Raw genomic sequence first — 20,348 nt, 5'->3', positions numbered from 1 at the left:
ATCACGGCCGCTTGGGCGCACCGCGCTCGGGCCTGGACGCGGTCGGTAATTCGGTCGGAGCTGTGTGAAGGAGCGTGTGATGAATCGAGTTCTCCTTGGACCCACTGTGCGAACAGCGGTGAAGGTCAACGGCGAGCAGGTGGATGTCGATCATGACGCGCGGGTGACGCTGCTCGACTTTCTGCGCGAGGACCGCGGCCTGACCGGGGCGAAGAAGGGATGCAATCGTGGCGAGTGCGGCAGTTGCACCGTGCTGGTCGACGGACGGCGAGCCAACGCGTGCATGGTGTTGCTGGCCGGCATCCACGGCGCCGAGATCACCACGGTGGAGGGATTGGCCGCTGACGGTGAGTTGCACCCGATGCAACGCGCGTTCATCGACCACGACGCGTTCCAGTGTGGGTTCTGCACGCCGGGGCAGATCATGTCCGCAGTGGCGTGCGTGGCTGAGGGGCATGTCAGCGACGCCGGTGAGATCCGGGAGTGGATGAGCGGCAACATCTGCCGCTGCTCGGCCTACCCACAGATCACCGCAGCTGTGGCGGCTGCGGCGAAGGAGATGGAGTCATGATGCCGTTCACCTACGAGCGTGCCGGCACCGTGGACGAGGCAATGGAACGCACCGTGGCGCCGGGTTCGATGTTGATCGCAGGCGGCACGGAGGTAGGCAATTGGATGCGGCTGGGCGTGCAGGCTCCCACCACGCTGGTGGATCTGAAGACCGTGCCCGGCCTTGCGGACATCTCACTCGTCGGCGACACCGTCCATATCGGACCGCTGGTGAGGCTGAACGACGTGGCTGCCCACCCACTGGTGACCCAACGGTTTCCCGTGCTGCGTGAGTCGATCCACCTGGCTGCCTCCGCCCAGTTGCGCAACCTGGCCACCATCGGCGGGAATCCGCTGCAGTACACACGGTGTCCGTACTTCCGGTCCGAGACCGAGACGCCGTGCACCAAGCGGCGGCCCGGCTCAGGGTGCGCCGCGCGACACGGCATCACCGACAACCAGGCCATCTTCGGCTGGACCGACGACTGTGTCGCGGTGCAGCCGTCGGACCCGGGCACGGCGCTGGCCGCGCTCGACGCGGTCTACGTCACCCGCCACGCCAACGGCGGCAGGCGCATCGACGCGCGGGAGCTGAACACGCTGCCCAGTCAGGACGCGGCGGCGCACAACGTGCTGCGGCCGGGGGAGGTCATCACTGACATCGAGATCACCGGGGCCGCGCCAACCTCGGCGTATCTCAAGGTGCGCCCGCGCGCCAGCTACGAATTCGCCACCGTGGCAGTCGCAGTGGCGATAGAAGTCGACGGTGACGTGGTGCGGCGGGCCCGGATCGCGCTCGGGTCAGTGGCGATGCGGCCGTGGCGGTTGGACGCCACGGAGCGGCTGCTGGTCGGGCACCGAATTGGCAGCGCCGCCGCACAGCGAGCGATCGAGGCCGGTTTCGCGGACGCCAAGCCGCTACCCGGCAACGAATACAAGATCACACTCGCCCGTAACGCGGTGGCGCGGGCGCTGCGGCAGGCGGTGGCGGCATGAACGGGACGACGATCGGGGCCGGCGTGCACAGGCTGGACGGGCCTGCGAAGGTGACCGGCGCCGCGATGTTCACCGCGGACCACCGACCTAGCGGAACGTTGCACGCCGTGCTGGTCGGCTCGCCGGTGCCAGCGGGTTCCCTGACGCATCTGGACACAGCCGAGGCGCTGGCGGTGCCCGGTGTGGTGGCTGTGCTCGGCCCCGGAGACTTGCCCCGGCCGAACTCGCGACTGGACGAGGTCAGCGTGCCTCCGCTGGCCACTCGTTTTCTGCCCCTGCAGGACGACCGCGTCTGCTATCACGGTCAGGCGGTGGCAGTCGTGCTTGCGGACACGCTGCAGGACGCCGAGCACGCCGCCACGCTCGTGCGGCCGCACATCGTGTCGGCGCCGTTTGTCGTACCTGCGGACGCGCCGGTGCGCGACGCGACTACCGCCGAGGGTTACGCTCAGTTGATGCCGCTGACCGAGCAGGTCGGCGAACCGATGGATCCTCGCGAGACGCCGGTGCACGTGGCGGCGACCTACACTCAGCCCGACCGGCACAACAACCCGATGGAACCCTCGGCAATCGTCGCTGAATGGGACGGCGACACGCTGACGGTGACCGACTCGGTCCAGCATGTGTACGCCGTGCGCGACACCCTGGCTGCGGCGCTGGGGCTGGACCAGGACAAGGTCCTGGTGCGTTCGCCTCACACCGGAGGCGGGTTCGGCGCGAAGGCGTTCGTCTGGCCGCACGAGATCATCGCCGCCCAGGCGGCCATGGTCATGGGCCCTGGCCGACCGGTGAAGCTGGTGCTCACGCGGGCGCAGATGTACGCCATGGTCGGCTACCAGCCTGCGATGTGGCACGACGTTGCGCTCGGCGCGGCCGACAACGGCTCGCTGATCACGGTCCATCACGACGCCGTCAACACCACCGCTGTGACTGAGGACTACGTCGAGTTCGCCACGGCGACTGCGCTGGGTCTGTACGCGTCGCCGTCAATCAGTACCAGTCAGCGGGTCCGGCGCGGCAACGTGAACCTGCCGACGTTCATGCGGTCACCGCTGGACGGGCCAGGTACGTGGGCGCTGGGTTCGGCGGTCGACGAGTTGGCGCACGCGGCTGGCATCGACCCGTTGGACCTGCGGCTGATCAATCACGCGGACACCGAACCGGCCACTGGCAAGCCGTGGACGTCCAAGAAGCTGGTGCAGGCATACGGTGAGGCCGCCCGGAGATTCGGCTGGCGGACGCGGCCCGCTGGCGGTACGGTCGATGGTCCGTGGCGCATTGGGTGCGGTATGGCCGACGCGACCCAGGGCCAGTTTCGGTTCCCCTCGCGGGCCAGGCTGGTCATGGACCGCACCGCGACGGTCACTCTAGAAGTGGGGTTCACCGATATCGGTCAGGGACCCGGCACGATCTTTCCCCAGGTTGCGGCCAGCGTCCTCGGGCTGCGGCCCGAGCAGATCCGGGTCAAGCATGGCGACGCGCGGCTGCCGTTCGCAGGCCCCACCTACGGTTCGGGCACCACTATCGGCGTGGGCGCGGCCGTGCTGGACGCGGCGCAACGGTTACGCGCCGAGTTGGCCCGCATCGCCGGTTGGCCCGCCGACGAAGTGTCCTGCGCCGACGGGCGGCTGCGCCGCGACGGCGGCCAGCGGGTGCCGTTCAGCCGCACAGACGAGGACATCCCCTTCACCGCGCTGATGGCGATGCATGGCGGTGAACTGGCCGTGGAGGGATCGTTCGCGCTACCCGGCGGAGTGCCCGCGGACGCCGGACCCGCCGAGTACGCCACCCGCACGTTCGGCGCGGTGTTCGTCGAGGTCGCCGTCGACCCGGAACTGGGGTTGCTGCGGCTGCGCCGTGCCACCGGTGTCTACAGCGCCGGCCGCATCGTCAACGAGCGGACCGCCCGGTCCCAGATGATCGGTGGCATCGTGTGGGGCTGGGGAATGGCCGCACTGGAGGCCAGCACCTTCGAACCGGCGCTCGGGCGGTGGCACTCACAGAACCTGGCCGGTGTCGCGCTGCCGGTTAACGCCGACATCCCTGCCGCCATTGACATCGCCTTCGTCGACGAGTTCGACGAACACGCGGGACCGCTGGGTGCCAAGGGCATTGGGGAGCTGTCCGCCACCGGCACCGCCGCAGCAGTGGCCAACGCCGTCTACGACGCCATCGGCGTGCGGGTACGCGACCTGCCCATCACCCCCGGACGCATCATCCAAAAGGGACTGACCCGTGCAGGCTGAAGTGACTGGATATCTATCTCGCTGCATGTCAACTGCTTCAGCGCGGTCAGGCGGCCTCGCGCAGCGCTGCGAGGCCGGCATCCAAGCCGGCGCGCAGCGGTTCCACCGACTCGAACATGGTCATCAGGGCAAGGCCGCCGTGCAGGGCACTGAAGATCTTCATGCTGAGGAATCGGGGGTCGATGCTCGGCTGCAGCAGGTCGGTGTCGACCATGCGAGCCAAGCCGGCCTCCAGATAACTGCGCCAGCGCTCCATGTGAGCGATCACCGTGGCTGCGTGGTCCGGATCGGTACGGGCAAGTTCCGCACTGAGCGCACCGATCGGGCAGCCCAAAGGTTGTGTCTCGTAGTACGCGAGCAGCGCGTCGCGCCATCCCAGCCACGACTCCCAGGTGTCGAGGTGGTCGAGGAACGGGCGCTGGGCTTCGAGCACGCGTTCGGCCTGCAGTGTGGCGACGGCGTCGACCAGGTCGCTCTTGCCGCCTGGGAAGTAGTGGAAGAGCTGGCTCTTGCTTGTCTTCGTCGCCGCGCGGATGTCGTCCAGGCTCGTGCCCCGGGCGCCTCGTTCAAGGATCAGGTCAGCGGCGGTACTCACGATTCGGCCGCGCGTCGCGATCCCTCTCTCCGTCATCGGCGTCGTCGTCATGTGGTCAACCGTACATCGCTGGACCGTGCGGTCCAGCTCCATGCGATGTGAGAGACAGAATGGTTCGCCGAACCACCAGTCAGCCCTGGGCGGTATCAGGCCAGGGCGAAGAGCCGCCGGAAGGCGCGGTCCACAGCATCGCTGAGCTGCTCGGGATCGTGGAACGCCTCGGTGTACCCGCTGTCGTAGCAGGCCGTCGCGACGTGCCCGGCCTGCCGAGCGATCAGCGGCTCTGCCCCCTGATCAATCAGCGCTTCGACCATGACATCGGTGTAGCCGCGCTCCTTCACCAGGCTGCAGGCCTGCAGTTGCGGAGTGGACGCAATCAGTTGCTCAAGGGCGGGGTAGCGGATCGCCTGGATGGCCTTCGTGTCCGCCAGTACGAGGAGAGCGGAGTGCAGTACCTCCAAGCAGGCCCGCAGCGAGTCGCCAAGCGGCGCGCGAGACCGGGCTGCCCCGGCGATCGCGCGGGCGAGTAGTAGGTGCGACCCGCTGTCGTCGTGGAACAGCACATCCGCCTTGTCCGGGAAGTGGCGGAAGAACGTGCTGCGCGACACCCCGGCGCGCTCGGCGATGTCCGCCACCGCGACGGCGTCGAAACCGTGGTCGACGAAGAGCGCGATCGCCGCATGCCGGATGGCCTCGCGGGTCTGCTCCTGCCGGCTCTCACGGGTCGGCCGGGGACTGGTGGTCATCGTCTCACCATAAGACGTCCTCGCCAGCGGTGTGCACGCCCTGTCATTGATCATACTCAGTCTCGCTATTGTGAGACGCAGTTTCAAAAACGCGGGACTCAGTCCCGCATGTGCGAGGGAGAAGCCGAGTGACGGACAAGGAACTGGCGGGGAAGGTGGCGCTCGTGACGGGCGGCAGTCGTGGGCTCGGTGCAGCGAGTGCGCGCCGGCTCGCGGCTTCTGGCGCTGATGTGGCCATCGCCTTCCATCAGGAGAAGGACAAGGCCGCCGCCGTCGTGACAGACCTGCGGGCGTCGGGAGTGCGCGCTGAGCTGTACCAGGCGGACCTCGGTATCCGCGCCGAGGCCGAGGCGATGGTGGAGCAGGTCGCGTCCAATTTCGGGAAGATCGACATCGTGGTCAACTCGGCTGGGATTTTCACCGGCGGGCCGATGGGTTCACTGCCAGCACCGGACGTTGAGCGATTGTGGGCGGTCAACGTGCACGGAACGGTGGCGACCACCCAGGCGGCGGTTGCCCATATGCCCGATGGGGGACGCATCGTCCTTATGGGTTCGGTCGTCGGACAGCGCGCGGCGCTGGCTGGTTTTGCCGACTACAGCGCGACCAAGGCGGCGTTGGCCATGTACGCCCGCTCTTGGGCGCACGAACTCGCGCCGCGCCGGATCACGGCCAACACCGTGTCGCCGGGCTTTTCCATGACAGACATGGGGATCCCGCAGGAGACCGACCTCGGTCGGTGGGCCCTGGCGGGCCTGCCGTTCCACCGCTACGCGGAGCCAGAAGAGGTGGCCGACGCCGTCGCCTTCCTCGCTAGCCCGGGAGCGTCCTACGTCAGCGGCGTCGAGATCCCGGTCGATGGCGGCTGGAACGCCTGAACCCGTTGATCCTGCGGGCTTTTACTAGGCGTCCCTGCTGCCGAACAGTTCGCGGCAGAACGCGGCGAAGGCTTCCGCACGGCGGGTAAGCCGACCGCCCGCAGCGTGCGCGAGGACGACTGGCGTGGTTGGGACCTCCTCGCGGACCGGGCGGATGGCCAGCGGCAGCCCTTCGACAGACAGTTCAAGTGGCTGCCGCTGGACTGACAGCGACCAGCCCAGTTCGCGCGCGACGAGCGCTCGGGTGAGCTCGAAACTCGAGGCCCGGTAAGCGACGGTCATCGTGAGCCCCAGCGACTCGAAGACTGCAGCGAAATACCGCGCCGAGGGAGCGACGTCGAGGAGGATGAAAGGTTCCTGCGAGAGCTCGCGCAGCGGGACCGTCCGCTTACGGGCCAGCCGATGCTTCGCGGGCAAGAGCACGCTGGGCTGCCGGTCGTACAGCACCTCGGCGGCGATCCCTGGCAGCAGGTCCTGGCGGTAGAGCAGGGCAAGCTCGCAGGTTCCCTGCTGCAGCTCGCGCTGCAGCTCGAGCAGGGTGCCCTCGGCGTACTCCACGTGGACCTCGGGATGCCGTTCGCGAAACCCCGCGATCAGCGACGGCAGGTGCAGTGCTGCGAGCGGTGCGTAGCATCCGACGCGGAGGGTGCCGGCGAGGTCGCCGCCTAGTCCGCGCGCGGTGACCCCGAGGTCAGCCACGGCCGCCAGCACAACGCGGGCCTCGGCGGCCACTTGGCGCCCGGCGTCGGTCAAGTCGCTGCGCCGCCCCGAGCCGCGGATCACGAGGCGGACCTCCAGGACGCGCTCCAGCTCTGCGATCGCGAGGGACACTGTGGACTGTGAGACATGGCAACGTGTCGCGGCCGCCGTCATGCCACCCGAGTCCGCCACGGCAACCAAGAACTCCAGCTGGCGGAGCGTGGGATCAGCCATGAGTCCAGCCTATCTTCTTCACCAGAAAGATGAATTGGACCGATCAACCAATCGGTGCGAGGGTGAAGAGGTGGTTGCACCGACCCGTACACACACCCATCCGTTCGTGCCCTACCGGCGCCCTCGTCTCTCTGAGGACGAGGCATTGCGCCGAGGGCTGGAACTGTTCCGCAGCCTGAACGGGCGGCGCTCCGTCCGGTGGTTCTCGCCGGACCCAGTCGCCCCGGAGCTGATCGGGACAGCAGTGCAGATCGCCAATACCGCGCCGAGCGGGGCCCATCACCAGCCGTGGACGTTCGTCGCCACGCAGGATGCCGCGTTGAAGCGGCGCATCCGCGAGGCCGCCGAGGCGGAGGAACGCCGCTTCTACCACGACCGCAACGTGCCGGAGTGGCACGCCGCACTCGCTCCGCTGGAGACCAACGAGCACAAGGAGTTCCTTGAGACCGCCCCCTGGCTGGTAGCCGTGTTCGCGCAGAAGAGCACAACGCTGCCCGACGGCGCCCGCCGGAAGAACTACTACGTCTCCGAGAGCGTTGGGATCGCTTGCGGGCTCTTCATCACGGCCCTGCACACGATGGGCCTCGCCACCCTCACACACACCCCGAACCCGATGGCGTTCCTGAGGGACGCGCTCGGCCGTCCGGCAACCGAACGGCCCTACATCCTTTTCCCGGTGGGCTATCCCTCGGAGGACTGCGAGGTTCCGGTGCTGGAGCGCAAACCTTTACGAGAGGCCCTAGTCGTCGCCTCGACCATGTCGAACTCACACTCGACTAGGTGACCGCGGCCGACGATGTCGCAGCCCGCTTGCCGGACTGAGACACGGAAAAGACGTCGTCTTGGTGCCTTGTCGTCAGTCCGTCAGTGCGTGAATTCGATCTTGAGACGCGTCTGGACGAGCTTGCTGATCCGCCAGCCGACGGCAGTCTTCACGAAGTCGCCGCGGTAGTGGCCAAAGCCATGCATCGTCTTGAACTGCACGTCACCAAAAGGAGCGACCTCTTCGCCCTCGGCGGGCGGACCGATGAGGTCCTCCATATTCACCACCGACGAAGCCGACGTGGCTGAATGCACCACGGTCGTGTACGAGAACAGGTGGTGAATGGCCTGACGGCTTCCGACGCTCTTGGTGATGGTCTCCTCGATGTCCTTCGGGCCCGTGAACTCGTTGAAGAGCTCGCCGTTGGGGCCGTAGACGGAGAAGATCGCGTCGGGCATGAATAGTCTCGCGAGTTTACCCCAGTCCTTGTGGTCGGCGTGGTACACGTACCACGCCATGAGCTGGCGGATCTCGTCCGTGATGACCAGACGATCCAGATCGGTCACTGTGTCAACCATCGAATTGTCTCCTTGTCGCTGTCTGTGCGGATGTCCGATGGCCGGCTACGCGAAGAAACGCAGCAGACGATCGGCCGTCGCGGTCGGGTTGTCGTAGGCGTAGGTGTGCGACGCCTGGGGGATGTAGTCGGACTCGACGTTCTCGGCGACCTGTCGCGTCCCGTCGAGCAAGGGCTGCTGGCTGATGCCTACGTCGCCGTTGAGCACGAGGACCGGCATCTGGAGCTTGTCCGTCAGTGCCTCGCGGTTGGCCTTGCCGTCCTCGAAGAGGGGCCCGTAGTGCTGGAACCCGCCGCGAATGCCCAACGGGCCGGTGAAGGACGGTAGATAGGTCGCTAGACCGTAGGCCTCGCCCTCGGGCTTGGCCGAGGTCATCCGGTAGAAGGGTGTCAGGAACGGCTCTTCCTTGCCCAGGGTCAAGAATGTCGCCAGGTCGACCTGGGATTGGAACCCGAAGGTCCAGTACCCGCCGGTGGCGGGGTTGCTCATCTCCTCGACGCCGAATCCCGGGATCAGCGTCTCCGAGAGCACCAGGCGGCGAACCTCGCTCGGATTGCGTGACGCGTAGGCGTAGGCGACCATGCCGCCGATGTCCATGCCAACGAGGTTGATCGGACCGAGGCGCAGGCTCTGCACGATCTGGTGGATGTCCTCGGCGACGTTGGTTTTCGCGAACGTGTCGTTCTCGGCCGGTGCCGAATCACCCATGCCTCGCAGGTCGGGTGCCAGGACGGTGTAGCCCCGCTCCGCGAGCAGCGGCATGACCTCGCGCCATACCTGCCACGTGAAGGGGAATCCGTGGACCAGTACGACCGCCGGTCCCTTTCCTCCGAGCACGTAGTGAATGCGCGTGCCGTTGACGTCCGCGTAGCGGTGCGTGAAGCCATCGAGGCCCTCCACCGCGCTGTCCGGAGCCGGTCCGGACAGCCCTTCCTCCACGACCGTGGCGAGTCGCATCCCGGCCCACATCTGGGGAGTTCCTTCACTTCCAGCCATCACAAGCCTCCTCAAGCTCTGCTGTTCGCCACGCTAAACATTGGAGTACAGTCCAAGGTCAAGTCCGATTCGCGAGCGTTCTCGCGGATCGACGGGAGAGGAGGCCGGCACGGTGCTGATCGGCGAGTTCGCGAAGCAGATGGGCGTGTCGACGGACACAATTCGCTTCTACGAGAAGGTCGGCTTCTTCTCGCGGAACCGGCGCGAGAACGGTTACCGCGTCTACACCGAGAAGGATCTCGAGACGGCACAGCTGATCGCGTCCGGCAAGTCGATGGGTTTCTCCCTGCGGGAGATCCTGCAGTTGACCAACCAGCTGGCCGCCGACTCGTGGGACCATCCCCGCATCCAGCAGAACCTGCAGGAGAAGATCGAGCTGATCGACGCCCGGATCGCGTCGCTGAGCAAGGTCCGGGTCTTGATCCAGAAGCAGATCGCGTACTGCCGTGACATGGAGAGGCAGGAGAAGCGACGGGCGTAGGCGGCCTGCCTGACCCCGGGCGAGCCCACCGGCAGCGCTGAGCGACGAACTGGACGGTGGGCCGCGCGGGTCGCTGGCCTATGACGATTCCGGACCGAGCACGACGATCTTGCCGGGTCGGGCGTGCTTTGCGAGGGTGCGTTGCGCGTCAGCGGCGCGGTCGAACGGGAAGGTCTCACCGATCCGGACGGTCAGCTTGCCCGCCTCGGCGAAGTCGGCCACTGCCTGGAAATCCCGGGGATCGAAACGGCAGAACACCGCGGTGACACCGGGAAGCCCGATTTCAGCGATGGAGGCCACGCGGGCGCCGGGGTGGCTGGGGGCTGCGGCCAGGGCGCCGTTGCCGGCTGCGTCGAGCACAGCATCCGCCGCGAGGTGCCGGATGCGCTCGGTGGCGTCGGGCCCGTAGGTGATCGGTTCGACGCCGAGCGAGCGCAGATAGTCGTGGTCGCGGGCGGAGGCGGTGCCGACGACCCGCGCGCCGCGAGCACGGGCGATCTGGACGGCGAGCGATCCGACTCCTCCGGCGGCACCGTGTACCAGCAGCAGTTCCTGCGGCTGGATGTTGAGGGCGTGCACGACGGCCTGATAGGCGGTCAGCCCCGCGAGGGGCAGACCGGCGGCCTCGGGGAAGCTCATCGTGGACGGTTTGCGGACGAGGCTGCGCACGTCGGCGGAGACCAGTTCGGCCAAGCCGCCGTGGGCGCGTTGCACCTCGCCGCGAACGTAGCCGATCACCTCGTCACCCGGAGCGAACTCGCTGGCCGCCAGCCCGGCCCGCTCGACCACGCCCGCGATGTCCCAGCCGGGCACGACCGGGAAGTACGTCTCGACGGCTTGGTCGAGGGCTCCTGCCTGCAGCGCCAGGTCGGCGGGGTTGAGCGCGGCCGCGCGGACGCGCACGAGGACGGAGTCCACATGCGTCTTGGGCTCGGGCAACTCGGCGGGTTCGAGGACCTCGGGACCGCCGTAACGGCGGTAGACCATCGCTTTCATCGCGACACCGGGACGTCCATCAGGACATGGTGACGGACGATCTTCCAGTTTCCGTCGATCCGGCGCAGGTCCGTGTCGTAGTACCCGGACTCGATGGGGCGGATCGCCTCGGGGCGGACCTCGAAGACGATGAACTGGGCGTTGAGATGTGCGCGGTCGCCATCGACCTCGACAAGGTGATCGGCAGTCGTGTGGTGGCTGGACCCGCCCGGTGGGTGCGGGGGCATGAAGTTCGCGACTGCGTACTCGACCCCGCGACCGCCGACGAGAGGCTCGCCAACGGGTTCGTAGTCTCCGGCAGTTGACTTGGCGTAGATCTGGACGGTCGCGTCGTCGGTGAACAACGCGCCCTGCGCCTTGCCGTCGCGGCGATCGGTCGCTCGGACGTAGTGGGCGAGGACTTCCTGGACCTCGCGCTCGTCGGTCATCGGGTGTTCCTTTCGTAGCTCCTTTCTTTAGTTGACCAATGCCGCACGGGAAGAGCGATGACCGTTTCGGTACGCGGCTATACCCTGGCGGTATGGATCGGTTGGAGCCCCGGGAACTTGAGTACTTCGTCGCGGTGGCCGAGGAGCTGCACTTCGGCCGCGCGGCGCAGCGACTGGGTATCGCGCAGCCGCCCCTTTCCCGTGCCATCTCCCGCCTCGAACGGCGGCTGGGTGTGCGTCTGCTGGCGCGCACGAGCCGTCACGTCGAACTGACCGCACCGGGCCGGGTCTTCCTCGACGAGTGCCGATCCCTCCTGCGTGGTCACGACCTCGCGGTACGGCGAACCCAGCAGGCAGCGCAGCCGGGCCGGCTCGTCGTGGCAGTACGCCCGGGCGCCGGTGCCGGGCTGCTCGCCGACCTCATCCGCGCCTACGAAGGAATCGAGCCCGAGTTCATCTTCACATCCGACGGCGTCATGGCCGTCCGCGACGGGACAGCCGATATCGCACTACTTTGCCTTGGGACGGACGATCTCTCGGGCTTCCGCACCCTTGCCGTGGCCGAGGAGCGCCCGCTAGCCCTCCTACCGCGTGACCACCCCCTCGCCTGCCGTAGGGCCGTGACCACTCGCCAGCTGAGCAACGATCCCGCATACCAATTGTGCCCACCGTCCAGTTTGGACGAAATCCTCGACCGTGTAGCGCTCGGTCGGCTGGTCACGGTCGTCGGCGACGCGGTCGCCGAACGCCTCACTCCGGGGGTCGTCGGCATCCCCGTCACTGACCTCCCGGCGACGACGCTCGCCTTGGGTTGGCTTGAGGACAGCCCGCGTGCGGAGGTCGCAGCATTTACCCGCGCAGCACGCCGCCTCGCCCTCGTTCCCGCGTCGGCGTAAACGCACACCGCAACCCGGGCCCTCGACGTCGTGAAGTGGCTCGGCCACCTGCTGTGACGAGCGCGACTGGACCGGTGGGTCCAGTTGTGTGTAGCGTGGTGGACTGTACGGTCCAATCTGTGGATATGAGGACTTATGAGTGGGCGTTTGAATGGCAAGACCGCGTTGGTCACCGGCGCGACGAGCAACATCGGGCGGGCGATCGCGATCGCCTTCGCCGCGGAGGGTGCCACGGTGGCGGTCAGCGGCCGTGACCGTATCCGCGGTGAAAAGGTCATCGCTGAGATCAACGGCGCTGGTGGCCGCGCGGTCTTCGTCCCGGCCGAGCTGGATGGCTCTTTCGAGACTGCACGCCGACTGGTGGCGGAGGCCACTGAAGCGCTGGGCGCAGATATCGACGTGCTGGTCAACAACGCGGGTATCTTTCCCGGGTCGACCACGGCGGACACCGACGAGGCCACGTTCGACCAGGTCTATGCGGTCAACGTGAAGACCCCGTTCTTTCTCACCGGCATCATCGCGCCGAGGATGGCCGAACGAGGATCGGGGGCGATCATCAACCTCGGCTCGTGGATCGCCCGGTTGGGCATCCCGGTCGCCGCGCTGTACGCGTCGACCAAGGGTGCGATGGAAACCCTGACCCGTATGTGGGCCGCCGAGTACGGTCCGTCCGGTGTGCGGGTCAACGCGATCTCGCCCGGCTCGGTCAGTGAGGACACCAGCAACGCTCCGGGTAACGCGATGATGCGGGGCACACCGGCCAACGTGAGTGGAACTCCGGACCAGATCGCCAATGCTGCGGTCTACCTTGCCAGTGACGAATCGGCGTTCGTGCATGGTGTCGTCATTGATGTCGACGGCGGACGCACCACTACAGCCGTGATTGCGGGCTGACCACAAAGGACGCACGACCCATGTTCGGGTGTGGCACGGTCCGAGCCCTCGGGCTGGGACCGTGCCGGAAAGTTCGGTCCGAGTTGCTTAACAGTGTGTCCGATTTGGACGGCCACGTGAGCGGCCGCCCTAAGGTGACGAACGTTACGGCTGTTTGCTGTGTTGGGCCAACGCGTTCAGTTCGCGGGACACTTCACGTTCGTGTTCCGCCAGGTCTGCTCGGGCGCGGCGAGGGCTCCAGCGGCCGCGGATGAGGAACGCGGTGGGCAGGAACAGCAGTTGTCCCGCCACACATATCCAGAACCAGAGTTCCCATTGTCGTGGGAGTTCGCTGGATGCCCGGGCGACCTCCGGTCCGAATTCCGTCAGGATGGCCAGATCGGGCGCTGCCTGGGCGACGGTGCCGAGATCAGTGGGGCCTACTTCGGCGGCGGCTCGGGCGGCGAGGTCGGGTGGGATCGAGGTGGCCGGATAGCGCGACAACTCCTCGAACAGAGCCGGGTGTTGCGCCACGATTGCTTGTGCTGGTGCGGCGCGTAGTTGGGCTTCCGCGACTTGCTTGCCGTGCTCAACGAGGGGCGTCACGCCGGTGACGACCAGCGGGATGGCGATTGCCGCCAGTGCCGTGATGACGCGGGTCGTCCAGCCCCAGATGGCGAGGCCGACGGCTGTCGCTGCGGCGCCGTGGCGCTCGATGTTCTCGGTGAAGCCCGCGAGCCACGGGGCGTAGGACACCGAACCGGACACGCTGATCGCGACCAGCAAGAAGACCACGACCGGGTAGGTCACACCGGGGGAGGTGGCTACGACGGCGAACACGGCCGTACAGCACATCGCGGCGATTGTGCCCGCCACGATGAACGGTTTCCGGACTCGCAATCGGTCGGAGAGGATGCCCATCACGATCATGGACAGTGCCTGGGACGTCCACACCCAGTTGTTGACGCTGCTCGCCTGTTGCTCCGACCAGCCGTGCATCGTTGAGAAGAAGACGGCGCTGTTACCGACCATGGTCAAGTAGAAGAGCAGGTTGAACGCGATTCCGGCTGCGGGCAGCACGACGTCCAGACGCAGCACTGTCCGCCAGCGGCCGGGTTCTGGGCTTTCGGCGGCGCCGCGCGCCTCAACCAACGCACGATCTTGCGCCGACACGATGACCTGGTTGCGGATCCGTGCCGGGAGGTCGCGTAGGCCAATGATCGCGATAACGGACACGACGATGCCCGTGATTCCTGCGTATCGGATCTCCTGCTGCCATGACGAACTGCTCAGCGTCAGGCTCGCCACCAGTGCGACGACCAGACTGCCGACTACCGGCCCGGTGTTCCACAGGCCCATCGCGGTGGCACGGCCGAGTTGCGGGGAGAAGTCCCGCACCATCGCCGGTGACGCCACCAGCATCAGACCTTCTACGAAGCCCATTACGGCTGACAGAAGGAGGAACAGTTCTTTGTTCGGCACCACCGGCACGACGAAGGTCGTCACCAAGCTGACCAACAACAGCCCGTAGGCGACAGTGTTGGCGCGGCCCCACCGATCCAGAGCACCGGCGGCAAGCGCGGCCATCGCACCGGCGACGCCGCCGATGATCGCCACCACGGCGAAGTAGCCGAACGACATTCCGAAGTGCTGCATGACGGAGACGGCGACCGCCGACGTCACGTAGATCATGAAGTAGAGCGAAATTGTTGCCAGGACCACGATCGCCAGATTGCGGAAGCGTGGGCCGTCAGCGGGGTAGTGGTCGAACTCCCGCTTCCATAAGGGGAATGTCCGGGTCATGATGGCCTCCGGGGTCGCTGGGCTACAGGTAGACCGACTTCAGGTGCTGGTACGCAGTCAGTCCTTCCGGACCCAGTTCCCGTCCCAGACCACTTGCTTTGACGCCGCCGAATGGGGCGCCCACGTCGATGTCGTAGAAGTTGACGCCGACGGTGCCGCTCTCGACGCGGCGTGCCACGTCCAGGCCACGCTCCACATCGGACGTCCACACCGTGCCGCCGAGGCCGTACTCGGAATCGTTGGCAATGGCGATGGCTTCCTCGACGTCCCGGTACGGGATCACAGTCAGCACCGGGCCGAAGATCTCGTCGCGCGCGATCACGCTGTCGTTGCTGACGTTGCCGAACACGGTGGGGGAGACGAACCAGCCCCGGTCCAGATCCGGGCGATGACCGCCCGTGGCCAGCGTGGCGCCGGTGTCCTTGCCGAGTGAGATGTAGTCCTCCACACGGCGCCGTTGCCGTTCGCTGACCAGCGGTCCTACCTGCGTCTCTGGATCAAGTGGATCGCCGATCACGAGGTTGGACGCCATGCTGGCGACCGCGTCCAGAACCTCGTCGTGGCGGTGGTGCGGCACGAGGATCCGAGTCGAGAGATGACAGGTCTGGCCGTTGTTGAGCAGCGAGGCGGTCGCCAAGCCGGCGACCGTGGCATCGAGGTCCGCGTCGTCCAACACGATCGCAGCCGACTTGCCGCCGAGTTCCAGGGTGACGGGACGCACGAGCCGACCACAGACCTCGCCGATGCGACGGCCCACCGCAGTCGATCCGGTGAACGCGACCTTGTGCACGCCAGGGTGCGCCACCAGACGTTCGCCGATGTCCGCGGCGCCGGTGACGACATTGAGCACGCCCGGTGGCAGACCGGCGCGTTCAGCCGCGGCAGCGAGTTCGAGCGCGTCGAGGGTCGTCTCGGGCGCCGGTTTGAGCACGACCGTGCAGCCTGCCGCCAACGCGGGAGCGACCTTGAACATCGTGAGCAGCTGGGGGAAGTTCCAGGGAACTATTGCCGCGACCACCCCGACCGGTTCGCGCCGCACCAGAGTCTCACCGCGGCCATCGAGTCGCTGGCGGCGCTCCTCCTGAGGGATCAAGGAGGCCACTGCGGCGTAGTACCGCAGCAGCCCGACCGGTCCAAGGCCTTCGGTGGTCGTGGCGAGCGTGATCGGCATTCCGTTTTGGACGCTCGTAAGCCGTGCGCGCTCGGTTGAGTTGCTGTGGAGTTCGTCGGCGAACCGCGTGAGCAATTCGATCCGGTTGTCCATCGACTGCCAGTCGGGTGACCGCAGAGCACGACCTGCGGCAACTACTGCGCGGTCCACATCGGCCGGACCGGACACCGCGACGGTGGCGATCCTCTGCTCGTCAGCGGGGGAGACCACGGGAAAGGCCGCGCTAGTGGTCTGCCAGGTTCCCGCGACGTAGAACGGCCTCACCGATGGTCTCCAGGCATGAGAACCGGCTTGACCACGTCACCGCTGAGACTGGCCTTTTCGGCCTCGTTGATCTGGTCGAGGGGGAACGTCCGGATCAGCTTGTCGAATGGGAACCGCCCTTGGCGCCACAGTTCGATGAGCGGTGGGATGCAGGTCTGTGGAACGGCATCGCCTTCGATGATGCCCATGATGTTGCGGCCGACACCCAATGCGGTCGGAGGCAGTACGAGGTCGCCCTGCTGCACACCGAGCACTCCGCAGGTGCCGCCGGGCTGCAGAACGCTCACCGCGGTGGTGATCACTGATGGCACACCAGTCGTGTCCACGGTGTACTCAACGCCACCGGTCACCCGAATCAGCTGCTCCGCGAGATCCGGCAGCGCGCCGTCGAATGTATGGGTGGCGCCCAGTTCCTCTGCGAGCGCAAGGCGGTTTTGGGCGAGATCGACGGCGACGATGGTTGTCGCACCTGCGACCTTCGCGGCCATGACGGCGCTCAGTCCGACTCCGCCCGCGCCGAACACGACCACGCTCGCACCGGCCTCGACGCCGAGCGCCACAAACACGGACGCGGCCCCGGTCTGTACGCTGCAGCCGAGTGGGCCAAGCAGTTCCAACGGCAGCCGCGGGTCCACTTTCACGGCATTACGTGAGCTGGCCAGGCAATGCGTCGCGAAGGACGACTGGCCGAACCACCGGGACGCGACCGGCGCGCCCGACGCGTCCCGCACCGAGGTATCGCCAGTCACCGATGTGCCGCTCAGGTTGCGCGGGAAGAAGGTGTCGCAGTAGGCGGGATGTCCAGTGTGGCAACGGCCGCACTGACGGCACGAGTCGAACGAGAGCACCACGTGATCGCCGGGCACCAGCCCAGTGACGCGCTCCCCAACGACCTCGACCACACCGGCGCCCTCGTGACCGGTGATGATCGGCGGCGTGGCCGGAAAACCCGGAGTGCGGGGCAAAAGGTCGCTGTGACACAACCCGGTACCGACGACCCGGACGAGGATCTCATCGAGCCCTGGCTCGGCCAGATCGACCTCTTCGAGGTGATACGGGCCGTCCTGGGCGCGTAGCACGGCGGCGGTGATTCGCATGGTCGGACGGCTCCTCACGGACGGTCTTCGGGCAGTAGGTATTTCGGGTTGTCCACGCTCACGCGCCGTACGGTGTATCCATGCAGCGCTGCCAGGAGTTCGGGAACTCGGTCGTCCAGGTCGCCCGCGGAGATGCGCCGGGCGAGCGATGTGGCCAATTCGGCGTCGTCGGCTGCAGTGGTCCCGGTCGTCAGAAAGCCAGCGAATGCCGCGCGATCGCGCGCGTGCCAATTCGGGCCCGCCTGCAACTCCCGCTCGACGATCCGCAATGCGTTCGCTGCCACCAGGGCGTGGAATCTGTCGGTTCCGCTCAATGAAGTCCGGCCGAGTCCGTCGAGCCATTCGGCCACCGCCTGGACGAGCCCGGCGGCGTCAGGAACGTGTTGCATCACGTCCTCCTCATCAGCTGGATCAGGTCGTATTCGACCTCCGAGACGCGGCGTCCGATCGCTGCGAGTTCCACGCTGCGAGCGTGTCCGGACAGATGGACCGCTACCTGCGACAGACAGGTCACGCCCCATTTCAAGGTCCCGTGCAGCTCCCAGAAATCCAGGTCGGCCTTGCCGATCGACCGTCCGCCCGCCTGGGCGTAGGCGGCCAGGAGTTCGTCCCGACTTCCGAAACCACCCGCTTCGTGAGCGTCGTTGCCGAACCGCCATGCCCGCACGCAGAACCACCCGAGGTCCTCACCGGGGTGGCCCAGGTGCGCCAACTCCCAGTCGAGGACCGCGACGAGCCCGCGAGGGCCGACCATGAGGTTGCCAGTACGGAGATCTCCGTGCACCACAACGGGTTCACCGGCTGCGGGCGCGGTCTCCAGTAGACGACGCGCTGCGAGAGCGAACACCGGCGACACCATTCCGTCGCCGAACCGCTCGGCGGCTTCCGCGAGCCGCTCGACCGATTCCCGTGGAGTCAGCGCAGCCGGGAGGAACGGTAGCCGAGCGGGCTGCACGCGGTGGATGCCCGCGAGTGCCCGCCCGACATCCGCGGTGAGCACTCCGCGTGCGGCAGCGAACTCGTGGTCCCGCAATACTTTCCGTGGAATTGTCTCACCTTCCAGGAATTCCAGGACCAGGTAAGCGGTGCCGTTCTCGCCAGCGGGCCCCGCGGCGAGGACGGCCGGGACAGGAACGCCCTCAGACGCCATCTGCCGCAGCACCGCGGCTTCCTCCATCCGGTTGCTCTGCGGCGGCCCGGGCCGGTCGCGTCGCAGGATCACCTTGCTGGGGCCTTCGAGGCAGGTCACGGTCGCGACCCACGTCTCAAGGGAGGCCCCGCCGGACAGCCGAGAGATCTGCTCGACGGTGACCCCGCCAAGGGCATGGGTCAGCGTGTCGGCCGCTGATGACTCCGCGCTCACGGCCGGACCCGCTCATCAAGCCGAGCGCGCAGCACGTCCTTGCGGAGTTTCCCGGTGCTGGTGCGCGGCAGCGGTTCTTCAGACACGATGACAGTGGCCGGCACCTTGAAGGCCGCCAGCCGACTGGCCACATAGGACCTCAGCTCCTCCGCTTCGGGGACTTCCTTGCCAGGCGTCACGAACGCGACGACTTCCTCGCCCAGCGTCGGGTGTGGACGCCCGACCACGGCCGCGTAAGCGACTTTCGGATGGTCACAGAGCACGTTCTCGATCTCGGCGCAGTACACGTTCTCGCCGCCCCGGATGATGATGTCCTTGATCCGGTCGCTGAGGTAGATCCTGCCCTCGTCGTCGATCCTTCCGACGTCGCCGGTGCGCAACCACCCGCCCGGGAACGCCGTGTCCGTCTCCTCCGGACGGTTCCAGTAGCCGCGGACGATGCTCGGCCCGGACACGACGATCTCGCCGGTGGCGCCGGGTGGTAGCACGGCCCCCGTCTCGTCGATGACAGCGACGTCGAGCACAGGGCACGTCGTTCCCACGCTGTCAGGGTGTTCCTGGTACTCGGTCCCGATGTTGGTGGTGATGTTGGCGGAGCTCTCAGTCAGGCCGTAGCCGACGCCAAACGACGCTTGTGGCAGTTGCTCGGCGATCCGCCGTGGCAGTGCGGGCGGTGCGGGCGATCCACCGAACGCGACGTAGGTGATGCTCGACAGGTCGCGTCCCACTCCGGCATCCAGCACCGCCTGCACCGTCGTGGGTACGCCGACCAGCCTGGTAAGCCGCTCTCGCTCGATCAGATCGACTGCGGCTGCGGCGTCGAACCGTTGTGCCAGAACCAATTTCGCACCCTGCGCCATCGCCGTCACCAGTGTGGCGTGGCAGCCGGTGGCGTGGAACAGCGGGACGGTGACCAAAGTGGATTCCTGCGGCGGCGCTGGCGTCTCGGGCCGCGTCGCGCCGATGGCACCGGCCAGAGCCTCCGCTCGTGCGCCCGCGAAGAGAAGGTTGTAGACGTTGGTCAGCATGTTGCGGTGCGTACCTACGGCACCTTTGGGACGGCCGGTGGTGCCTGACGTATAGAAAATTGTCGCGTCGTCGTCCGGGCCGAGATCGACATCCGGCAGCGCGAACGGTGCTTCCGGATCGGCGATCGTGCCCATCCGCACCGCGTTGGCGAAAGCCGCAGGAGGCTCGTCGAGCGCGACGACGGTGCGGCTCTCCAAACGCCCCTCAAGCCGGGAGAGCCGGGACGCGTCGGCGAACAGAACCGTGCTGCCGCTGTCGGCGAGGGCGTACTCCAACTCCTCGCCCGTGCCCCAGCTGTTGAGCGGCACAACGATCGCCCCTGCTGCGGCGGCGCCCCAGAACGCGACACTCCACTCGATCCGGTTGCTCGAGGCAATCGCGACTCGGGTCCCGCGCCGAACGCGTCCTTCGGACGCGAGCCAGCGGGCCACCGACGCCGCCGCGCGGGCATGGGCGGCGTAACTCAGCCGCCGGTCGTCCTGCACCAGGTAGGTGATCTCGCCCCAATCCTGCCCGCTGCGCAACAGATCGCCCAGCGTGCCCGGCGCGTGACGCCATACCTTCATCCGCCGGCCCAAGACCTCGCGCTCCTCGATTTCGAACGGCGCGCCCTCGGCTGTGAGCTCGTCGGTGATCTTCTTGACAACATCGTTGGTGTCCAAGGTTT

At 67.1% G+C, this 20,348-nt stretch carries 21 protein-coding genes; 8 read left to right on the top strand and 13 right to left on the bottom strand.

Annotation, left to right across the window (positions count from 1 at the left end):
• Nucleotides 1-79 precede the first annotated feature (79 nt).
• From B9C43_RS48945 to B9C43_RS48935, 3 genes are read left to right on the top strand one after another with little or no spacing between them, the layout of a single operon-like run.
• Nucleotides 80-571 carry a (2Fe-2S)-binding protein gene (locus B9C43_RS48945; RefSeq protein ID WP_084434153.1) on the top strand — a complete coding sequence of 164 codons (492 nt, stop codon included), beginning with the start codon at nucleotides 80-82 and terminating at the stop codon, nucleotides 569-571.
• A complete protein-coding gene (locus tag B9C43_RS48940) occupies nucleotides 568-1,545 on the top strand; it encodes an FAD binding domain-containing protein (protein WP_084434152.1) in 978 nt (325 codons plus the stop codon). The genes B9C43_RS48945 and B9C43_RS48940 overlap by 4 nt, the downstream gene beginning before the upstream one ends.
• Nucleotides 1,542-3,791 carry a xanthine dehydrogenase family protein molybdopterin-binding subunit gene (locus B9C43_RS48935; protein WP_084434151.1) on the top strand — a complete coding sequence of 750 codons (2,250 nt, stop codon included), beginning with the start codon at nucleotides 1,542-1,544 and terminating at the stop codon, nucleotides 3,789-3,791. Before B9C43_RS48940 ends, B9C43_RS48935 begins: the two co-directional genes overlap by 4 nt.
• Nucleotides 3,792-3,837: 46 nt before the next feature.
• On the opposite strand, the gene B9C43_RS48930 is transcribed toward B9C43_RS48935, so the two are convergent.
• Nucleotides 3,838-4,437 (bottom strand): TetR/AcrR family transcriptional regulator, encoded by a 600-nt coding sequence (locus tag B9C43_RS48930; RefSeq protein ID WP_160097281.1) that lies wholly within the window; start codon nucleotides 4,435-4,437, stop codon nucleotides 3,838-3,840.
• A 95-nt stretch (nucleotides 4,438-4,532) separates the two neighbouring features.
• Nucleotides 4,533-5,132: a TetR family transcriptional regulator gene (locus B9C43_RS48925; RefSeq protein ID WP_160097279.1), complete on the bottom strand. Its 600-nt coding sequence runs from the start codon at nucleotides 5,130-5,132 to the stop codon at nucleotides 4,533-4,535.
• Nucleotides 5,133-5,260: 128 nt separating this feature from the next.
• On the opposite strand from B9C43_RS48925, the gene B9C43_RS48920 reads away from it, so the two are divergent.
• Entirely contained in the window at nucleotides 5,261-6,010 is a 750-nt protein-coding gene (locus B9C43_RS48920; RefSeq protein ID WP_084434148.1) for an SDR family NAD(P)-dependent oxidoreductase, read from the top strand.
• Between the two features lie 24 nt (nucleotides 6,011-6,034).
• Here the strand turns inward: B9C43_RS48920 and B9C43_RS48915 are convergent, their stop codons facing one another.
• On the bottom strand, nucleotides 6,035-6,943 hold the full coding sequence (locus tag B9C43_RS48915; protein WP_084434147.1) for a LysR family transcriptional regulator: 909 nt from the start codon (nucleotides 6,941-6,943) through the stop codon (nucleotides 6,035-6,037).
• Nucleotides 6,944-7,013: 70 nt separating this feature from the next.
• Here B9C43_RS48915 and B9C43_RS48910 point away from each other — a divergent pair, with 70 nt between their 5' ends.
• Nucleotides 7,014-7,727, top strand: coding sequence for a nitroreductase family protein (locus B9C43_RS48910; RefSeq protein WP_235039280.1), 714 nt, complete (start codon nucleotides 7,014-7,016; stop codon nucleotides 7,725-7,727).
• 80 nt (nucleotides 7,728-7,807) lie between these two features.
• Here B9C43_RS48910 and B9C43_RS48905 read toward each other — a convergent pair whose 3' ends face one another.
• Both B9C43_RS48905 and B9C43_RS48900 read right to left on the bottom strand, forming a co-directional pair.
• On the bottom strand, nucleotides 7,808-8,284 hold the full coding sequence (locus B9C43_RS48905; RefSeq protein ID WP_084434145.1) for a nuclear transport factor 2 family protein: 477 nt from the start codon (nucleotides 8,282-8,284) through the stop codon (nucleotides 7,808-7,810).
• A gap of 45 nt (nucleotides 8,285-8,329) precedes the next feature.
• On the bottom strand, nucleotides 8,330-9,280 hold the full coding sequence (locus tag B9C43_RS48900; protein WP_084434144.1) for an alpha/beta fold hydrolase: 951 nt from the start codon (nucleotides 9,278-9,280) through the stop codon (nucleotides 8,330-8,332).
• 112 nt (nucleotides 9,281-9,392) lie between these two features.
• On the opposite strand from B9C43_RS48900, the gene B9C43_RS48895 reads away from it, so the two are divergent.
• Nucleotides 9,393-9,761, top strand: a complete 369-nt coding sequence (locus B9C43_RS48895) for a MerR family transcriptional regulator (RefSeq protein WP_084434143.1) — start codon at nucleotides 9,393-9,395, stop codon at nucleotides 9,759-9,761.
• 78 nt (nucleotides 9,762-9,839) lie between these two features.
• Here B9C43_RS48895 and B9C43_RS48890 read toward each other — a convergent pair whose 3' ends face one another.
• Both B9C43_RS48890 and B9C43_RS48885 read right to left on the bottom strand, forming a co-directional pair.
• Entirely contained in the window at nucleotides 9,840-10,757 is a 918-nt protein-coding gene (locus B9C43_RS48890) for an NADP-dependent oxidoreductase (protein ID WP_084434142.1), read from the bottom strand.
• Nucleotides 10,754-11,185, bottom strand: coding sequence for a nuclear transport factor 2 family protein (locus tag B9C43_RS48885; RefSeq protein WP_084434141.1), 432 nt, complete (start codon nucleotides 11,183-11,185; stop codon nucleotides 10,754-10,756). Before B9C43_RS48885 ends, B9C43_RS48890 begins: the two co-directional genes overlap by 4 nt.
• A gap of 92 nt (nucleotides 11,186-11,277) precedes the next feature.
• On the opposite strand from B9C43_RS48885, the gene B9C43_RS60005 reads away from it, so the two are divergent.
• Nucleotides 11,278-12,081, top strand: a complete 804-nt coding sequence (locus B9C43_RS60005; protein WP_160097277.1) for a LysR family transcriptional regulator — start codon at nucleotides 11,278-11,280, stop codon at nucleotides 12,079-12,081.
• A 135-nt stretch (nucleotides 12,082-12,216) separates the two neighbouring features.
• Nucleotides 12,217-12,975, top strand: coding sequence for an SDR family NAD(P)-dependent oxidoreductase (locus B9C43_RS48875; protein WP_084434139.1), 759 nt, complete (start codon nucleotides 12,217-12,219; stop codon nucleotides 12,973-12,975).
• Nucleotides 12,976-13,119: 144 nt separating this feature from the next.
• Here B9C43_RS48875 and B9C43_RS48870 read toward each other — a convergent pair whose 3' ends face one another.
• The 6 genes from B9C43_RS48870 to B9C43_RS48845 are packed head-to-tail and all read right to left on the bottom strand — an operon-like array spanning nucleotide 13,120 to nucleotide 20,343.
• Entirely contained in the window at nucleotides 13,120-14,757 is a 1,638-nt protein-coding gene (locus B9C43_RS48870; RefSeq protein ID WP_084434138.1) for an MFS transporter, read from the bottom strand.
• Between the two features lie 22 nt (nucleotides 14,758-14,779).
• Nucleotides 14,780-16,192: an aldehyde dehydrogenase gene (locus B9C43_RS48865; RefSeq protein WP_084434137.1), complete on the bottom strand. Its 1,413-nt coding sequence runs from the start codon at nucleotides 16,190-16,192 to the stop codon at nucleotides 14,780-14,782.
• The gene (locus tag B9C43_RS48860) at nucleotides 16,189-17,289 is read right to left on the bottom strand and encodes an NAD(P)-dependent alcohol dehydrogenase (protein WP_084434136.1); all 1,101 of its coding nucleotides are present in this window, start codon (nucleotides 17,287-17,289) and stop codon (nucleotides 16,189-16,191) included. Before B9C43_RS48860 ends, B9C43_RS48865 begins: the two co-directional genes overlap by 4 nt.
• A 14-nt stretch (nucleotides 17,290-17,303) precedes the next feature.
• Nucleotides 17,304-17,678 carry a DUF6285 domain-containing protein gene (locus B9C43_RS48855; RefSeq protein ID WP_084434135.1) on the bottom strand — a complete coding sequence of 125 codons (375 nt, stop codon included), beginning with the start codon at nucleotides 17,676-17,678 and terminating at the stop codon, nucleotides 17,304-17,306.
• Complete coding sequence (locus B9C43_RS48850) at nucleotides 17,678-18,652, bottom strand: phosphotransferase family protein (protein WP_200826048.1); 975 nt, start codon at nucleotides 18,650-18,652, stop codon at nucleotides 17,678-17,680. The genes B9C43_RS48855 and B9C43_RS48850 overlap by 1 nt, the downstream gene beginning before the upstream one ends.
• On the bottom strand, nucleotides 18,649-20,343 hold the full coding sequence (locus tag B9C43_RS48845) for a class I adenylate-forming enzyme family protein (protein ID WP_084434134.1): 1,695 nt from the start codon (nucleotides 20,341-20,343) through the stop codon (nucleotides 18,649-18,651). The genes B9C43_RS48850 and B9C43_RS48845 overlap by 4 nt, the downstream gene beginning before the upstream one ends.
• Nucleotides 20,344-20,348: the final 5 nt, after the last annotated feature.

Origin of the sequence: Kibdelosporangium aridum, from assembly GCF_900176515.1 — a bacterium.
In the GTDB taxonomy this organism is placed as follows: domain Bacteria; phylum Actinomycetota; class Actinomycetes; order Mycobacteriales; family Pseudonocardiaceae; genus Kibdelosporangium; species Kibdelosporangium aridum.
The sequence above is the reverse complement of the archived record's forward strand: the minus strand, read 5'-3'. Positions and strand labels throughout refer to the sequence as shown.

Excerpts from the sequence above, each read along its gene's own strand:
- B9C43_RS48900 (WP_084434144.1), bottom strand. The coding sequence starts at position 9,280 with ATGGCTGGAAGTGAAGGAACTCCCCAGATGTGGGCCGGGATGCGACTC.
- B9C43_RS48930 (WP_160097281.1), bottom strand. The coding sequence starts at position 4,437 with ATGACGACGACGCCGATGACGGAGAGAGGGATCGCGACGCGCGGCCGA.
- B9C43_RS48905 (WP_084434145.1), bottom strand. The coding sequence starts at position 8,284 with ATGGTTGACACAGTGACCGATCTGGATCGTCTGGTCATCACGGACGAG.
- B9C43_RS48855 (WP_084434135.1), bottom strand. The coding sequence starts at position 17,678 with ATGCAACACGTTCCTGACGCCGCCGGGCTCGTCCAGGCGGTGGCCGAA.
- B9C43_RS48870 (WP_084434138.1), bottom strand. The coding sequence starts at position 14,757 with ATGACCCGGACATTCCCCTTATGGAAGCGGGAGTTCGACCACTACCCC.
- B9C43_RS48925 (WP_160097279.1), bottom strand. The coding sequence starts at position 5,132 with ATGACCACCAGTCCCCGGCCGACCCGTGAGAGCCGGCAGGAGCAGACC.
- B9C43_RS48915 (WP_084434147.1), bottom strand. The coding sequence starts at position 6,943 with ATGGCTGATCCCACGCTCCGCCAGCTGGAGTTCTTGGTTGCCGTGGCG.
- B9C43_RS48860 (WP_084434136.1), bottom strand. The coding sequence starts at position 17,289 with ATGCGAATCACCGCCGCCGTGCTACGCGCCCAGGACGGCCCGTATCAC.
- B9C43_RS60005 (WP_160097277.1), top strand. The coding sequence starts at position 11,278 with ATGGATCGGTTGGAGCCCCGGGAACTTGAGTACTTCGTCGCGGTGGCC.
- B9C43_RS48940 (WP_084434152.1), top strand. The coding sequence starts at position 568 with ATGATGCCGTTCACCTACGAGCGTGCCGGCACCGTGGACGAGGCAATG.
- B9C43_RS48935 (WP_084434151.1), top strand. The coding sequence starts at position 1,542 with ATGAACGGGACGACGATCGGGGCCGGCGTGCACAGGCTGGACGGGCCT.
- B9C43_RS48875 (WP_084434139.1), top strand. The coding sequence starts at position 12,217 with ATGAGTGGGCGTTTGAATGGCAAGACCGCGTTGGTCACCGGCGCGACG.
- B9C43_RS48885 (WP_084434141.1), bottom strand. The coding sequence starts at position 11,185 with ATGACCGACGAGCGCGAGGTCCAGGAAGTCCTCGCCCACTACGTCCGA.
- B9C43_RS48890 (WP_084434142.1), bottom strand. The coding sequence starts at position 10,757 with ATGAAAGCGATGGTCTACCGCCGTTACGGCGGTCCCGAGGTCCTCGAA.
- B9C43_RS48945 (WP_084434153.1), top strand. The coding sequence starts at position 80 with ATGAATCGAGTTCTCCTTGGACCCACTGTGCGAACAGCGGTGAAGGTC.